The sequence below is a fragment of the Marilutibacter spongiae genome, assembly GCF_014145325.1.
Taxonomy (GTDB): Bacteria; Pseudomonadota; Gammaproteobacteria; order Xanthomonadales; family Xanthomonadaceae; genus Marilutibacter; species Marilutibacter spongiae.
Genome location: NZ_JACHTF010000018.1, coordinates 15,587 through 28,956 on the forward strand (window position 1 = coordinate 15,587; position 13,370 = coordinate 28,956).

The window sequence follows — 13,370 nt, forward strand, 5'->3', positions numbered from 1 at the left end:
AAGATGGTGCGATGGCCCCGACCCTCCCGCCCGAAGCCCCGTTCGACAGCCTGACGACGCCCATGGCCTGGAGCGATGGCGAAGGCCGGATCGTCGGCTCGAATGCGGCGATGTCGCGCTGGCTCGGGGTCGGCGCGCGGCGGTTGAAGGACTGGCCGATGGCCGCGCTCGATGCCGGCGACGGTCGCCTCGCCGAAGCCCTGTCGCGGCCGGTCGAGGTCGACGCCCCCCTGCGCGTGCGCCGCGCGCGCCTGCGCTTCACCGACCATGAAGAATGCTTCGCCGATGTCTGGCTGACCCGCGTCGTCGAGGGCGGCTGGCGGATGGAAGTCCACCCGGTCGACGAATTCCCGGGCGACGACCCCGCGCTGCTGCTGCCTTCGGCGCTGTCGGCCTCGCTCAAGGGCCTGGCCCACGAGTTGCGCAATCCCCTGGCCGGGCTCAAGGGCGCCGCGCAGTTGCTGGCGCGTCGCGTCGACGATGGCGAGTCGCGCGAGCTGGTCGGCCTGATCGAGGATGAAGTCGCGCGCCTGACCGGCCTGCTCGACCAGCTGTTGAGCCCGGCGCCCTCGCGCCCGCATGGCCCGATCAACATCCATGCCGTGCTCGAGCGCGTCCTGCGCCTGGCCGAGAGCGACGCCGGCTGGGCCGTGCGCCTGCTGCGCGACTACGATCCCAGCCTGCCCGATGTCATGGGCGACGCCGACCGCCTCGTGCAGGCGGTCTGGAACCTCGCCCGCAATGCGATCGAGGCCGGCGCCACCCACGTCAGCCTGCGCACCCGCGCCGAGCATGGCGTGCGCATCGGCGAGGACGTGCATCCGATGGCGCTGCGGCTGGAGATCATCGACGACGGCCGCGGCATTCCCGACGAACTGGCCGAACGCCTGTTCCTGCCGCTGGTGTCCGGGCGCGCGGAAGGCAGCGGCCTGGGCTTGGCGCTCGCGCAGCAGGTGGCCCGCGAGCACCGCGGTTCGCTGGCCTATCGCTCGCGGCCCGGCCACACCGTTTTCACCCTGCTGCTGCCGATGCCGGCGGCGACGGAGGCCGCGGCATGAGCCATCGCATCTGGGTCGTCGACGACGATCGCAGCGTCCGTTTCGTGCTGGCCTCGGCGTTGCGCCAGGCGGGGCATGCGACCGAGGATTTCGCCAGTGCCGCCGAAGCCCTCGCGGCGCTGGACACGCGCCAGGCGCCCGAGCTGCTGTTCACCGACGTGCGCATGCCCGGCGACGACGGACTGGTGCTGCTCGACAAGCTCAAGCAGCTGCTGCCCGGGCTGCCGGTCATCGTGATGAGCGCTTACACCGACGTGGCCAGCACCGCCGGGGCGTTCCGCGGCGGCGCCCACGAATTCCTGTCCAAGCCCTTCGACCTGGACGAGGCGGTGGCCTTGGCCGAGCGGGCACTGGGCGTCGACGATGCCGGCGAGGACGCGAACGCGGACGCGGGCGGGACGATGGCGCACGACGGCACGCACGATGCGCTGATCGGCGACACACCGGCGATGCGGACGCTGTTCCGCGCGATCGGCCGGCTGGCGCAGGCGCCCCTGTCCGTGCTGGTCACCGGCGAGACCGGCACCGGCAAGGAACTGGTCGCGCGCGCGCTGCACCGCGAGTCGCCACGGGCCGGCCGCCCCTTCGTCGCCCTCAACACCGCCGCGATCCCGGCCGAGCTGCTGGAGAGCGAACTCTTCGGCCATGAAGCCGGCGCGTTCACCGGCGCGCAACGCCGCCACATCGGGCGTTTCGAGCAGGCCGATGGCGGCAGCCTGTTCCTCGACGAGATCGGCGACATGCCCCTGCCGCTGCAGACGCGCCTGTTGCGCGTGCTCGCCGAGGGCGAGTTCTTCCGGGTCGGCGGGCGCGAGCTGATCCGCGTGGACGTGCGCGTCATCGCCGCGACCCACCAGGCCCTGGACGCGCTGGTCGAGCAGGGGCGCTTCCGCGCCGACCTGTTGCACCGCCTCGATGTCGTGCGCCTGCACCTGCCGTCGCTGCGCGATCGGCGCGGCGACGTCGCCCGCATCGCCGAGCGCTTCCTGCAGTCCGCCGCCCAGCGCTTCAACGCCGCGCCCAAGCGCCTGTCGCGCGCCGCCCTGCAGCGCCTGGAGGCGCACGACTGGCCCGGTAACGTGCGCGAACTGGAGAACCTGTGCTGGCGGCTGGCCGCGCTGGCGCCCACCGACAGCATCGGCGTGGCCGACGTGGAAGCCGCCCTGGGCGCCGGCGAACGCCTGGCCGGTGGCGAGGCCGATCCCTGGGACGCGCGCCTGGCGGACTGGGCGCGCTCCGAACTCGAGGCGGGGCGCGACGACATCCATGCGCGCGCGCTGGCGCGGATGGAGGCCTGCCTGTTCGACGCCGCGCTCGCGCATACCGGTGGCCGGCGCGCCGAAGCGGCCCAGCGCCTGGGCCTGGGCCGCAACACACTGACGCGAAAGCTCGGTGGCCGGCCCCGCCGGACATGAGGCGCGGCGTCGCCTGCTCCGGTTCACCTGCATTGAACCCGCCCCTGCGTAACGTGGGGCGCACGGGCGTCCACGCCCCGAGATTCCGATCGAACCGCAAGGAGGTTCCAATGATCCACGCCACCCCCCGATTCCGACGCCAAGGCCTGGCCGCGGCCGCCTTCGCCAGCCTGGGCCTGCTGGCCGCCTGCAGCACCGCGCCGGCGCCGAAGCCCGCGCCGGCACCCGCGCCCGCGCCGGTTTCCACCGCCAAGGCCGCCGAAGTCGTCCTGACCGCGGCTTCGGCGAGCCTGGTGAGCGGCAAGCTCAACGTGCGCCCGGGCGCGGACGGTGTATATCTCGGCGGCGAGATCGGCGGCCTGACCCCGGGCAGCCTGCATGCGATCCACATCCACGAGAACGGCGACTGCAGCGCGGTCGACGCAAGCAGCGCGGGCGGCCACTTCAATCCCGCCGGCAGCCCGCACGGCCGGGTCGGGCAGGGTGCCCACCACGGTGGCGACATGGACAACATCAATGCCAATGGCGAAGGCGTCGCCCAGGTCAACGTGCACGCCGAGGGCGTGACGCTTGGCGGCGGCGCGTTCAACGACGTCGCCGGTCGCGCGGTGATCGTGCATGCCGCCGGCGACGACTACACCAGCCAGCCCTCCGGCAATGCCGGCAAGCGGGTCGCCTGCGGCATCATCAAGGTCACCGAGTAAACCAGGAACCGTACCGATGCCGCACGCGCTCAGGATCCGCGACGCCCAGGCCGCCGACGCAGCGCTGCTCGCCGAATGGGCGTCGGCGATGGCGCGCGAGACCGAGCACAAGCGGCTCGACGCCGACACCGTGCTGGCCGGCGTGCGCGCCGGGATCGCCGATCCGGCGCGTGCGCGCTACCTGGTCGCCATGCGCGACGCGCCGCTTGCCGGGAACGAGCTGGTCTCGGTCCCGGTCGGCACCCTCATGCTCACGCGCGAGTGGAGCGACTGGCGCAACGGCGAGTGGTGGTGGATCCAGAGCGTGTACGTGCCCCCGGCCCATCGGCGCCAGGGCGTGTTCGCCGCGCTCTACCGCCATGTCGAACGGCAGGCCCGCGACACCTCGGGCGTGGTCGGCCTGCGCCTGTACGTCGAACGCGATAACGAGAATGCCCAGCGTACCTACCGTGCGCTGGGCATGGACGACGCGGGCTACCGCATCTTCGAAGTCGAGTTCTGAGGGGCCGCCTCAGGCGAGGGCGTCGCGCGCCCCCGCCGCGTCCTCGCAGTGCACGAAGTTGACCGCTACCCCGTGTGCGGCCAGCACGGCGGCGAACTGCCGTTGCCGGCCTTGGAAGTGCTGGTACTGGCGCTCCAGGCGCTCGCGGCAGGCGTCGGTGTCGCAGGGTTCGGCGGGGGCATGGCGCGCGTGCCATGCGCGCGGCGGGAACAGGGCGATGCGGGCCTCGCCGGCGACGTAGTGCACCAGCGGTTCGGGGGTCGCGTCCAGCCAGGCCTCGCCGTCGGGCTCGAGCAGGGCGGTTTCCAGCACCGGCCACAAGGGCCCCAGGCCGGCATGGTCGTACTGCATGGACGTCATCGCCGCCAGGTCGTGCAGGGTCAGGTAGCGCGCGTGCTCGACGCGCACGCCGAACGCCACTTGCGCCTCCAGCGCGGTTTCGGCGCTGGCCATGCCCTGTTCCATCAGGGTGGCCTCGAAGCGGTCGCCCACGGCGGCCACCCGCGAAGGCGGGCCCGACAGCGCGAAGGGCACCAGACGCAGGGTGCCGCCCGGGTAGTCGGCCGAGGGCGACAGTGCGCCGGGCAGGCGGTCTTCGTGGCTGCCGAAGGCGATCACCCGTCCGCCCTCGAGGCCGTCGCGGGGCGCGCGCGCGGCAAGATCGTCCAGTTCCCGGTGGAGCGGCCAGCCGGGTCGCAGCAGTTCCACCGGATCGTAATGCGCGCCGACCACGACCAGGTCGAGCGCGGCGGCGTCGGGGTCGAAGCCGGCCAGGTCCGAGGCGATCAGCGCGGCCAGCGCCCCCGCATCACCCTGCGGCAAGCGGTCGCGGGCCACGTCGGCACCCGCGGTCAGCTCCAGCGCGAGCGCCCCGAGCACGTGCAGGGGGGCCAGGGCGGCGTCGCGGACGGGGTCGGGGGCGTCGGTCATGGGCGAAAGATACGGTACCGTTTGGTCGATGGAGGGGGCGGCGCTACACTCGCCGATGCCCCGGTGCGCCCGGGGCATCGCTCGCACGTTCATTATGCCCCCACGCCGTGAAAGGCATCCTGTGCCTCCGGCCCGACCATCCGTCCCAAGAGGTGTCCCGATGCGCCAAACCCGTCCCGTCGCCGTGCTTGGTGGCGTCCGCATTCCGTTCTGCCGCCAGAACACCGCTTACTCGGACGTCGGCAACCTCGGCATGTCGGTGCGCACGCTCGGCGCGCTCGTCGAGAAGTTCGGCCTGCACGGCAAGCAGCTGGGCGAAGTGGCGATGGGCGCGGTGATCAAGCACAGCAGCGACTGGAACCTCGGCCGCGAGGCCGCGCTGTCCTCCGGGCTGTCGCCGCTGACGCCGGGCATCACCCTGCAGCGCGCTTGCGGCACCTCGCTGGACTCGATCATCACCATCGGCAACAAGATCGCCACCGGACAGATCGAGTCGGGCATCGGCGGCGGTTCCGACACCACCTCCGACGTGCCGATCGTCTATGGCAAGTCGCTGCGCCGGCGCCTGCTCGCGGCCAATGCCGCGCGCGACTTCAAGGGCAAGCTGGCCGCCTTCAAGGGATTTTCGCTGCGCGAGCTCAAGCCCGAGTTCCCGGGCGTCGCCGAGCCGCGCACGGGCAAGAGCATGGGCCAGCACTGCGAGGACATGGCCAAGCAGTGGGACATCAGCCGCGAGGCCCAGGATGCCTGGGCCCTGTCGTCCCACCAGAAGCTGGCCGCGGCCTACGAGCGCGGGTTCATGGACGACCTGGTGGTGCCCTTCCGCGGCGTCGCCCGCGACAACATCCTGCGGCCCGACTCGACGATGGAGAAACTGGCGACCCTGAAGCCGGCCTTCGACAAGGTATCCGGTCGCGGCACCCTCACCGCCGCCAATTCCACGCCACTGACCGACGGCGCCTCCGCCTGCCTGCTGGCCTCGGAGGACTGGGCCCGCGACAACGGCCACGAGGTGCTGTGCTACCTGCGCGATGCCCAGGTCGCGGCGGTGGACTTCGTCCATGGCGAGGGCCTGTTGATGGCGCCGACCGTGGCGGTGCCCGAGATGCTCAAGCGCAACGGCCTGACGCTGCAGGACTTCGACATCTACGAGATCCACGAGGCATTCGCCGCGCAGGTGCTGTGCACGCTGAAGGCCTGGGAGAGCGAGGAATACTGCCGCACGCGCCTGGGACTGGACGGCGCGATGGGCGCGATCGATCCGGAGAAGATCAACCCCAACGGGTCCTCCCTCGCCGCCGGGCATCCGTTCGCGGCCACCGGCGCGCGCATCGTCGCGACCGCGGCCAAGGAACTCAAGGCGCGAGGTGGCGGCCGCTGCCTGGTCTCCATCTGCACGGCCGGCGGCATGGGCGTGGTGGCCATCCTGGAGCGCTGACGCGTACCCTGCGCGCACGTGGGACCGATCAAGGACGAAAACGGATGACAACAAGGACGGGCAGGCGTGCCGAATGGATCGCGGGCGTCGTGCTGACCGCCTGCGCCTTGTGCGCCTGTGGCGCGGATGCCCCCGACGCGGCACCCACCGCCAGGGCGCTTTCGCCTGAAGAAGCCCCATCCTTCGAGGCGCTGCCCGACTGCGATGAAATGGCATTGCTGCTGGGCGGCCTGGTGGATGGGCTGGTGCCGGCGGACGGCGCGGAAAGCGGTCAGGGCAAGCATGGCGACAGTTACACTTACGGCGTGAGCTGCACGTGGCTGACGCCGCGCACCAGGAGCGACAACGCCTTCGAAGCGGTGAAGGGCGGATCGCTCGCGGTTGGCATCACCGTCAGCGAACTCCCCCGGGACCCGGACGATGAAGCGATCATGCGCGGGATGGGCATGGTCTTCGACGATCCCCGCGCGGAGGCCATCGGTGGTTACGTGGTGACCATGGACCGCTCGTTCGATCCGGCCGCGCCACTGGGCATCGTGGGCCCGCAGGTCGTGATCGGCCCCACCACGATCATCGCCACGGCCGGCGGCCTCTACCTGGGCGAGGTCGAGGAGCTGGCGCCGATCACCAACGACCGGGCCATCGGCGCGTCCGTCGCGCTGTACGAGGCGATCCGGGAGCGCTGAACCCCGCCCGGGTGGCGGGGCTTACTCCCGCAGGCGCGGCAGGCCGTGTTCGTCGCGTTCCTCGATCGCGGCCTGGTCGTAGATCTTCTGCTTGAGGTCGCGGCCGGGTATGTCGACCGGGGCTTCGCCGCGGGCGACGCGCAAGGCGTTCTGGTAGCACTGCCTGGCACGGGTGTCCTCGCCGGCCTGGGCGAAGCCGTGGCCGAGCTCTTCCCAGGCCTCGGCATTGCCGCCCTGGGCCAGGGCGCGGTGCAGGTAGGCCTCGGCCTGCGACCATTGGCCCTTGCTGCGATGCAGGCGCGCCAGGCTGAGCAGCAGGCCCGGGCTGGCCGGGTGCGCCTGCAGCCAGCGCTCGGCGTGGCCCAGGCGCTCGTCGATGCGGCCGATCGGCAGGCGCCCGTACAGCCGCGCGAGCTCATCGTTCCAGCGTGCGTCCAGCGCCTGTTCGACGCTGCGCGCGGCCGCGTCCTCCCAACGCAGCGCCGCGGCGCGCTCGGCATAGGCGGCCACCGCGGCGGCATCGCTGCGCAGCGGCTTGGGCAGGGCTTCCCAGCGGTCGGCGAGGACATTGGCATCGGCCGCTTCGCGCAGCCCGGCCTCGGCCCAGCGGGCTTCCAGTGCCTCCAGCCGCGCGGCCGGCAAGGCCTGCTGCTGGCGCAGCGCGCCGAGCAGGCCATAGGCGTCGCCGGCCCGTCCCAACGCGACCAGCGCGTCGGCGCGCAGCGCAAGGCCGCGCGGCGGCAGCGGCTGGGCGGCGGGCGCGTCCAGCGCCGCCAACGCGTCGGCCGGGCGTGCTTCGGCCAGGGCGAGCTCGGCGCTGGCCACCGCATGCGCGGCGGCGTGTTGTTCCAGCAATGGCGCCAGGTGCCTGCGCGACGCCTGCAGGTCGCCGCGCCCGCTCGCGGCATGGGCCGCGCCGATGCGCGCGACGGTGGCCACCTCGCGATCGCGCGCGGCATCGTCCAGCAGTTTCTCGCCGCGGCTCCAGTGGCCCTGGTGGACCGCTTCCAGTCCGTCGATCAGTCGCATGCGCGCGGCTTTCTTGCGGCGGCGGCGCAGGATCACGAACGGTGCGCTCAACACCCGCCACGCCACCCAGATCGCCATGACCGCGACGATCAGCAGCAGCAGGGTGTAGGAGAGCGACTTGCGGTAGCTCCAGTCGGAGAAATTGACGATGACCTCGCCCGGGTCCTGCGCCAGCAACTGGGCGACCAGGGCGCCGGCCAGGGCGAGGATGATCCAGAACAACAGGCTGCGGAACAGGTTCATGGCGCCTCCGGGTGGCTGCCGCGCGACTGGCGGAGCTGGTCGAGCGTGCTGCCCAGGGTGGGAATCGACAATGTCACCGGGCGTGCCGCGATCGCCTGGAGCGCCTGGCGCCGGGCATCGAGTTCGGCCGACGGCGGCCACAGGCGGCCGAGCCAGGTGTCGGCGCGCGCGAGTGCCGCGCGGTAGGCGTCGCCGTCGCGGCGCTCGGCGGCGACCCGCGCCAGCGTCAGCTCCAGCTGCAGCGCCGCCATCGCGTCGGCGCGGTCGGACGGCAACTCGGCGATCACGCGCTCACGCGGCTGGATGTCGAAGACGTTGGCGAAGGCGCGCTTCCACCAGGGTGCGGACGCCAGCTCGGGGCGCTCGCGGTTCGCGACCGGCGCCTGTCCCAGCGCGTCGCCGAACGCAGCGATCTCGGCCAGCACCTGCGAGCGGGGGTCGGCTTCGAGCGCGTCCAGCGCCTGCCGTTCCTGGATCAGGGCCTGGCGCAGGTCGACGTTCGCCGGGTCCTTGATGGTGTCCAGCGCATCGGCGGCCATCGCGTAGTTGCGGCGCGCGCCCTCGAGGTCGCCGGCGACGCGCAGGCGCTGTTCGCCGAGCATCAGCATCAACTCGACTTCCTCCAGGCGGAGCGCCTGCACGCCGGTGCGGGCGGGATCGCTGAGCTGCATGACGCTGTCCTCCAGCAGCGCCGCGCGCTGGCCGATGCCGAGCAGTTCGTCGCGAACGATGCGGTTGGTCGCGTCGGCCTGCTGGAGGCGCTGGCTCTGCGCGTTCTGGTCGGCGCGCAGGGCGTTGAGGCGTTCGTTGAGCGCGTCGATACGATGGTCGGCATCGGCGACCATCGCCCGCTCGCTGGCCTGGCGCTGTTCCTGCGCCTGCCATTGGCGCCAGGCGTAGACGCCGGCCGCGAGCAGGGCGGCGAGGACGACGAGGAACAGCACGAAGCCGCCACCGCCGCGACGGCGGGCAGGTGCGGGAGCGGAAGGATGGGGGTCGGACACGGCAGCACGTCACGGAACAGGGGGAGACACGCATGCTACCGGAAGGCCCTGTTCACCGCGTGCAGGGCGCGTGGTGCCGCGGCGTGGGCTCAGGCGCCGGGGTACTCGCCCAGCAGGGCGAGCGCGGCCTCGACCAGGGACGCCGGTCGCGGCCCGGCGGCGACGCCGACCGTCCCGAACCCGGCTTCGCGGGCCTTGTCGGCCAGGCGCGCGCTGCTGGCGACCGCGGGCAGCGCGCGCAGCCGCGCCGCCTGGTCGTCCGGAACCTGCGCGAAGGCCTGCGCCAGGGCCTCGCCGCTGGTCAGCGCGACCACGGCCGGGGGGCGCAGCCGGGCCAGCGCGGCGAGCGCGCGTGGCGAGGGGGCGACGGGTCGGCGTCGATATACGTCCGCGCGCAGCACCTTCGCTCCGCGTGCCTCCAGTTGCGGCTGCAGCAGGCCACGACCGCCGGGGGCCGTGACCAGGCCGATCTTCCGCCCGTCGACGTGCTGCAGCACGGGCAGGCCCAGCAGGCCTTCGCTGTCCATCCGCGTGGGCTGGCTCGTCCTGGCCGTGCCCAGTCGGCGCAGGGCGGCGGCCGTGCCTTCGCCGACGGCGACGGCATGCAATCCCGCCACCTCGTCCAGGGCCTGAAGGGCATTCGCCGCCGCGACCGCGGCCGGGCTGGTGAAGATCGCCAGTCCCGTCGCCAGCGCCGCCGCCAGGCCGGCCCGTGTACGTGCATCGTCGATCGGTTCCAGCCGGCAGGTCGACAGCGCGAGCACGCCGCCGCCGTGCCGCCGCGCCGCCGCACGCAATGCGTCGTGCCGCCCCTGCGGGCGCAACGAGATCAGGTGCCATCGGGGAAACAAAGGCGTTTGCATGCGTGGAAGCTTGGCACAGCTGGCCGTCGCCGGCGTCGTCCATACCCTGTCGTACAGGCGCCGCCGTCGCGATAAGCCTGTACGCTCACGCACCCCACCCCCGCCCTGTTCGCCGATGTCCGTCCACCCGCTCCGCCCGCCGTCCGTCCCGGCCGATCCCGATGGCGCGCTCGCCCGCCTGGCCGACCACTACCGGTCGATGCCCCCGGTGGCGGCGATGGACATCCGCATCGACGGCTACGATGGCCACTGCCTGCGCCTGAGCGCGCCGCTGGCCCGCCATGTCAACGACAAGGGCTGCGCGTTCGGGGGCAGCCTGGCCTCGATGATGACGCTGGCGTCCTGGGGCGTCGTCTCGCTGCACCTGGAGCGCGCGGGCCTGAAGGCCGATGTCTTCGTCGCCGACAGCCAGATCGGCTACCTCGCGCCGCTGTTCGCCGACCTCGCGGTCGAGGCCGAAGCCGCGCCGGGCGCGAATTGGGAGACCTTCATCGCCACCCTGCGCAACCGCGGTCGCGCGCGTATCGGCATCGTCGCCCACGCACGCCTGCCCGAGGGCGGCAGCGCCACCGAGTTTGCCGCACGCTACGTCGCCATCGCCAAACCGTAGATCCGGCACGGTCCCGATGGCGACGCGAACCGGTAGGATGCCGGCATCACTGCAATTGCCGGGAGTCCCGATGCAACCGTCCGCCAGCGCCCGCTTCCAGGGCCGCTTCTTCCTTCTCCTCGCCGCGGCCGTGCTGGTGCTGGGCGGGTGTGCCAGCAGCCTCGGACCGGTCAACGACAGCCTTCAGAAGCGCCAATACGCCTGGGCGGGTGCGATCCGCTGGGGCGACTTCGAAGGCGCCTTCGGCCTGGTCGAGCCGGGCCTGCGCGAGCAGCAGCCCCTCACCGAGCTGGAACTCGAGCGCTACGCGCAGCTCCAGGTCTCCTCGTACCGGGAGATCGCGTCCACCGCCGACCTCAAGGGCGGATACGCCGCGCGCGACATCGAGATCGGCGTCATCAACCGCCACACCATGGCCGAGCGCACCGCCCAGTACCGCGAGGAGTGGCGCTACGACGCCGAGGCCAGGCAATGGTGGCTGACCAGCGGGATGCCGGACTTCTGGAAGGGCCAGTAGCGCGCGGCGCCCCCCGTTTTTGCGCCGGGGGCGGCGCTGGGCGACAATCCCGGCCCCGCTTTCATGGATGTCTCCGTGAACCTTGAAGAACTGCTGGCGTTCGCCGGCCGCCACACCCTCCTGTCGCTGGGCCTTGCCGGCATCACCGTCGCCCTGGCCTATACCGAGGTGGCCCGCCTGTTCAGGGGCTACAAGGCCCTGCGTCCGGCGGAACTGACCGGGCTGATCAACCGCGAGAACGCGCTGGTGGTGGACCTGTCCTCCAGCAACGACTACGAAAAGGGGCATATCGCCGGGAGTCGATCGGTGTCGCCCAGCCAGTTCGACCCCGAGAGCAAGCTTCTGGCCGGGGTCAAGGCCCTGCCGGTTGCCGTCGTGTGTCGCAACGGGACGGCCTCGGCCGCCGCCGCGCAGCGCCTGAAGAAGGCGGGTTTCGAGCAGGTCTACTGGCTCGAGGGCGGCGTCCAGGCCTGGCAGCAGGCCGACCTGCCGCTGGTCAAGGGGCGTCGCTGACGCCGCGCAGCCGGTCACGTTTTCGCCCGGCGTCCCCTGCCGCCGGTCCACGGCCCGCCGGACGGGGCTTGCAACCGGACCGGGCGACCCCAACCTGCACTGACAGGGGCGGGGCGAAACCGGGGCCGATCCGGGCACATGCGATCCTTCCGCATCCCAATATCCACCCTGATTTCCACTCAAACCTTATTTCCTGGAGTTGCCGAAATGGCTGAAGAACTGAACAACGGCGCGGCCGCGCCGGCCGATGCCGCCACCGAGAACGGTCCGAGCTTCTCGATCGAGAAGATCTACGCCAAGGACGTGTCCTTCGAAGCCCCCGGCACCCCCGGCGTGTTCAACGAACAGGCCCAGCCGCAGCTGCAGATGAACATGAACCAGGGCGTCCAGCGCCTCAACGACAACGCCTACGAAGTGGTGCTGTCGCTGACCCTGACCTGCAAGGTCGAGGACAAGTCGATCTACCTCGCCGAGGTCAAGCAGGCGGGCGTGTTCGGCCTGTCGGGCTTCGACCCGCAGACCCTAGACGGCCTGCTGGGCAGCCATTGCCCGAGCATCCTGTATCCGTACGCGCGCCAGCTGGTCAGCGACCTGATCCAGGCCGGTGGCTTCCCGCCCTTCTACCTGCAGCCGATCAACTTCGACGCGCTGTACGCCGAAGGCCTGCGCCAGCGCCAGGCGCAGCAGGCGGCGGGCGACAGCCTCGCCAGCACCGACGCCGCGGGCAACGCCTGAGCGACGGGCGCGCGCGCTGCATGGCCGCCAGCAACGACGTGACCGGCGCCCGTTCGCCGGTCGCCGTCTTCGGCGCGGGGTCCTGGGGCACCGCCCTGGCGGCGCTCGCCGCCCGGCACGGGCATCCGACCGTGCTGTGGGGGCGCGATGCCGCGACCGCGGAGGCGATCAACCAGCGCCACGAGAACGAGCGCTACCTGCCCGGCCATGCCCTGCCGGACAACCTGACGGGCACGACCGACATGGCCGAGGCCGTCAAGGGCGCCGGGATGCTGCTGGTCGTCGTGCCCTCCCATGCCTTCGCCGAGGTGGTGCGCGAACTCGCGCCGCTGCGACCGGAGGGCGTCGGGGTGGCGTGGGCGACCAAGGGCTTCGAGCCCGGCAGTGGACGCTTCCTGCACGAGGTGGCTGGCGAAGTCTTCGGCCCCGGCGTGCCCCTGGCCGTCGTGACCGGTCCATCCTTCGCCAAGGAAGTGGTGGCGGGGCTGCCGACCGCACTGACGGTGCATTCCGACGACGAAGCCTTCGCCCAGCAGGTCGCCGACACCCTGCACGGACCCGCCTTCCGGGCCTATACCGGCGGCGACATGCTCGGCGCCGAGCTCGGCGGTGCGATGAAGAACGTGCTCGCCGTCGCCACCGGCGTGGCCGATGGCATGGACCTGGGGCTCAATGCCCGCGCCGGCCTGATCACCCGCGGCCTCAACGAGATGCTGCGCCTCAACCACGCCATCGGCGGCAAGGCCGAGACGCTGATGGGCCTGGCGGGCCTGGGCGACCTGGCCCTGACCTGTACCGGCGATCTCTCGCGCAACCGTCGCCTCGGTCTCGCGCTGGGACGCGGGCAGAGCATCGAGGACGCCGTGCGCGAGATCGGCCAGGTGGTCGAATCCATCCAGACCGCCGACGAAGTCATGCGCCAGGCCGAGCGACACGGCATCGAACTGCCGATCTCGCAGGCGGTGCAGTCGGTGCTGCATGGCGACATCACGCCGGAAGAGGGCCTTCGCCTGCTGATGTCGCGCGAACAGAAGCCCGAGTACCCGCACGGTCTCTTCGACTGAGGCCGTCTTTGGCTGGACATGGAACGGGCGCCTCGAGGGCGCCCGTTTTTTTGCATGTT

At 71.9% G+C, this 13,370-nt stretch carries 15 protein-coding genes; 11 read left to right on the forward strand and 4 right to left on the reverse strand.

The window, feature by feature from the left end; translation table 11 throughout:
- The first annotated feature begins 11 nt into the window (after positions 1-11).
- From H4F98_RS14225 to H4F98_RS14240, 4 genes are all read left to right on the forward strand, one after another.
- A complete protein-coding gene (locus H4F98_RS14225; protein WP_182688503.1) occupies positions 12-1,058 on the forward strand; it encodes a two-component system sensor histidine kinase NtrB in 1,047 nt (348 codons plus the stop codon).
- The gene (gene ntrC / locus H4F98_RS14230) at positions 1,055-2,473 is read left to right on the forward strand and encodes a nitrogen regulation protein NR(I) (protein ID WP_182688504.1); all 1,419 of its coding nucleotides are present in this window, start codon (positions 1,055-1,057) and stop codon (positions 2,471-2,473) included. The genes H4F98_RS14225 and ntrC overlap by 4 nt, the downstream gene beginning before the upstream one ends.
- Positions 2,474-2,583: 110 nt before the next feature.
- Complete coding sequence (locus H4F98_RS14235; RefSeq protein WP_182688505.1) at positions 2,584-3,177, forward strand: superoxide dismutase family protein; 594 nt, start codon at positions 2,584-2,586, stop codon at positions 3,175-3,177.
- 16 nt (positions 3,178-3,193) lie between these two features.
- Positions 3,194-3,679: a GNAT family N-acetyltransferase gene (locus tag H4F98_RS14240; RefSeq protein ID WP_182688506.1), complete on the forward strand. Its 486-nt coding sequence runs from the start codon at positions 3,194-3,196 to the stop codon at positions 3,677-3,679.
- A 9-nt stretch (positions 3,680-3,688) separates the two neighbouring features.
- Here H4F98_RS14240 and H4F98_RS14245 read toward each other — a convergent pair whose 3' ends face one another.
- Positions 3,689-4,609, reverse strand: coding sequence for a hypothetical protein (locus H4F98_RS14245; RefSeq protein WP_182688507.1), 921 nt, complete (start codon positions 4,607-4,609; stop codon positions 3,689-3,691).
- Between the two features lie 160 nt (positions 4,610-4,769).
- Between H4F98_RS14245 and H4F98_RS14250 the strand changes: the two genes are divergently transcribed.
- Both H4F98_RS14250 and H4F98_RS14255 read left to right on the forward strand, forming a co-directional pair.
- Positions 4,770-6,047 (forward strand): acetyl-CoA C-acetyltransferase, encoded by a 1,278-nt coding sequence (locus tag H4F98_RS14250; protein ID WP_182688508.1) that lies wholly within the window; start codon positions 4,770-4,772, stop codon positions 6,045-6,047.
- A gap of 44 nt (positions 6,048-6,091) precedes the next feature.
- Positions 6,092-6,733 carry an LbetaH domain-containing protein gene (locus H4F98_RS14255; RefSeq protein ID WP_182688509.1) on the forward strand — a complete coding sequence of 214 codons (642 nt, stop codon included), beginning with the start codon at positions 6,092-6,094 and terminating at the stop codon, positions 6,731-6,733.
- A 21-nt stretch (positions 6,734-6,754) separates the two neighbouring features.
- Here the strand turns inward: H4F98_RS14255 and H4F98_RS14260 are convergent, their stop codons facing one another.
- The 3 genes from H4F98_RS14260 to H4F98_RS14270 all read right to left on the reverse strand — a co-directional run bounded on the left by H4F98_RS14260 (position 6,755) and on the right by H4F98_RS14270 (position 9,872).
- On the reverse strand, positions 6,755-8,005 hold the full coding sequence (locus tag H4F98_RS14260) for a heme biosynthesis HemY N-terminal domain-containing protein (protein ID WP_182688510.1): 1,251 nt from the start codon (positions 8,003-8,005) through the stop codon (positions 6,755-6,757).
- Positions 8,002-9,009 (reverse strand): uroporphyrinogen-III C-methyltransferase, encoded by a 1,008-nt coding sequence (locus H4F98_RS16870; RefSeq protein ID WP_182688511.1) that lies wholly within the window; start codon positions 9,007-9,009, stop codon positions 8,002-8,004. Before H4F98_RS16870 ends, H4F98_RS14260 begins: the two co-directional genes overlap by 4 nt.
- 89 nt (positions 9,010-9,098) lie before the next feature.
- Positions 9,099-9,872: a uroporphyrinogen-III synthase gene (locus tag H4F98_RS14270; protein WP_182688512.1), complete on the reverse strand. Its 774-nt coding sequence runs from the start codon at positions 9,870-9,872 to the stop codon at positions 9,099-9,101.
- Between the two features lie 115 nt (positions 9,873-9,987).
- Here H4F98_RS14270 and H4F98_RS14275 point away from each other — a divergent pair, with 115 nt between their 5' ends.
- The 5 genes from H4F98_RS14275 (at position 9,988) to H4F98_RS14295 (ending at position 13,311) form a co-directional block, all read left to right on the forward strand.
- The gene (locus H4F98_RS14275; protein WP_182688513.1) at positions 9,988-10,482 is read left to right on the forward strand and encodes a YiiD C-terminal domain-containing protein; all 495 of its coding nucleotides are present in this window, start codon (positions 9,988-9,990) and stop codon (positions 10,480-10,482) included.
- Positions 10,483-10,552: 70 nt separating this feature from the next.
- Positions 10,553-10,999 carry a hypothetical protein gene (locus tag H4F98_RS14280; protein ID WP_182688514.1) on the forward strand — a complete coding sequence of 149 codons (447 nt, stop codon included), beginning with the start codon at positions 10,553-10,555 and terminating at the stop codon, positions 10,997-10,999.
- A 75-nt stretch (positions 11,000-11,074) separates the two neighbouring features.
- Complete coding sequence (locus H4F98_RS14285) at positions 11,075-11,512, forward strand: rhodanese-like domain-containing protein (protein WP_182688515.1); 438 nt, start codon at positions 11,075-11,077, stop codon at positions 11,510-11,512.
- 207 nt (positions 11,513-11,719) lie between these two features.
- Positions 11,720-12,247 (forward strand): protein-export chaperone SecB, encoded by a 528-nt coding sequence (gene secB, locus H4F98_RS14290; RefSeq protein WP_182688516.1) that lies wholly within the window; start codon positions 11,720-11,722, stop codon positions 12,245-12,247.
- A gap of 20 nt (positions 12,248-12,267) precedes the next feature.
- Positions 12,268-13,311: an NAD(P)H-dependent glycerol-3-phosphate dehydrogenase gene (locus H4F98_RS14295; RefSeq protein WP_182688517.1), complete on the forward strand. Its 1,044-nt coding sequence runs from the start codon at positions 12,268-12,270 to the stop codon at positions 13,309-13,311.
- Positions 13,312-13,370 lie beyond the last annotated feature (59 nt).

Coding starts and splice junctions, on each gene's coding strand:
- H4F98_RS14275 (WP_182688513.1), top strand. CDS start 9,988: ATGTCCGTCCACCCGCTCCGCCCGCCGTCCGTCCCGGCCGATCCCGAT.
- H4F98_RS14295 (WP_182688517.1), top strand. CDS start 12,268: ATGGCCGCCAGCAACGACGTGACCGGCGCCCGTTCGCCGGTCGCCGTC.
- H4F98_RS14225 (WP_182688503.1), top strand. CDS start 12: ATGGCCCCGACCCTCCCGCCCGAAGCCCCGTTCGACAGCCTGACGACG.
- secB (WP_182688516.1), top strand. CDS start 11,720: ATGGCTGAAGAACTGAACAACGGCGCGGCCGCGCCGGCCGATGCCGCC.
- H4F98_RS14240 (WP_182688506.1), top strand. CDS start 3,194: ATGCCGCACGCGCTCAGGATCCGCGACGCCCAGGCCGCCGACGCAGCG.
- H4F98_RS14235 (WP_182688505.1), top strand. CDS start 2,584: ATGATCCACGCCACCCCCCGATTCCGACGCCAAGGCCTGGCCGCGGCC.
- H4F98_RS14245 (WP_182688507.1), bottom strand. CDS start 4,609: ATGACCGACGCCCCCGACCCCGTCCGCGACGCCGCCCTGGCCCCCCTG.
- H4F98_RS14260 (WP_182688510.1), bottom strand. CDS start 8,005: ATGAACCTGTTCCGCAGCCTGTTGTTCTGGATCATCCTCGCCCTGGCC.
- H4F98_RS14255 (WP_182688509.1), top strand. CDS start 6,092: ATGACAACAAGGACGGGCAGGCGTGCCGAATGGATCGCGGGCGTCGTG.
- ntrC (WP_182688504.1), top strand. CDS start 1,055: ATGAGCCATCGCATCTGGGTCGTCGACGACGATCGCAGCGTCCGTTTC.
- H4F98_RS14280 (WP_182688514.1), top strand. CDS start 10,553: ATGCAACCGTCCGCCAGCGCCCGCTTCCAGGGCCGCTTCTTCCTTCTC.
- H4F98_RS14270 (WP_182688512.1), bottom strand. CDS start 9,872: ATGCAAACGCCTTTGTTTCCCCGATGGCACCTGATCTCGTTGCGCCCG.
- H4F98_RS14250 (WP_182688508.1), top strand. CDS start 4,770: ATGCGCCAAACCCGTCCCGTCGCCGTGCTTGGTGGCGTCCGCATTCCG.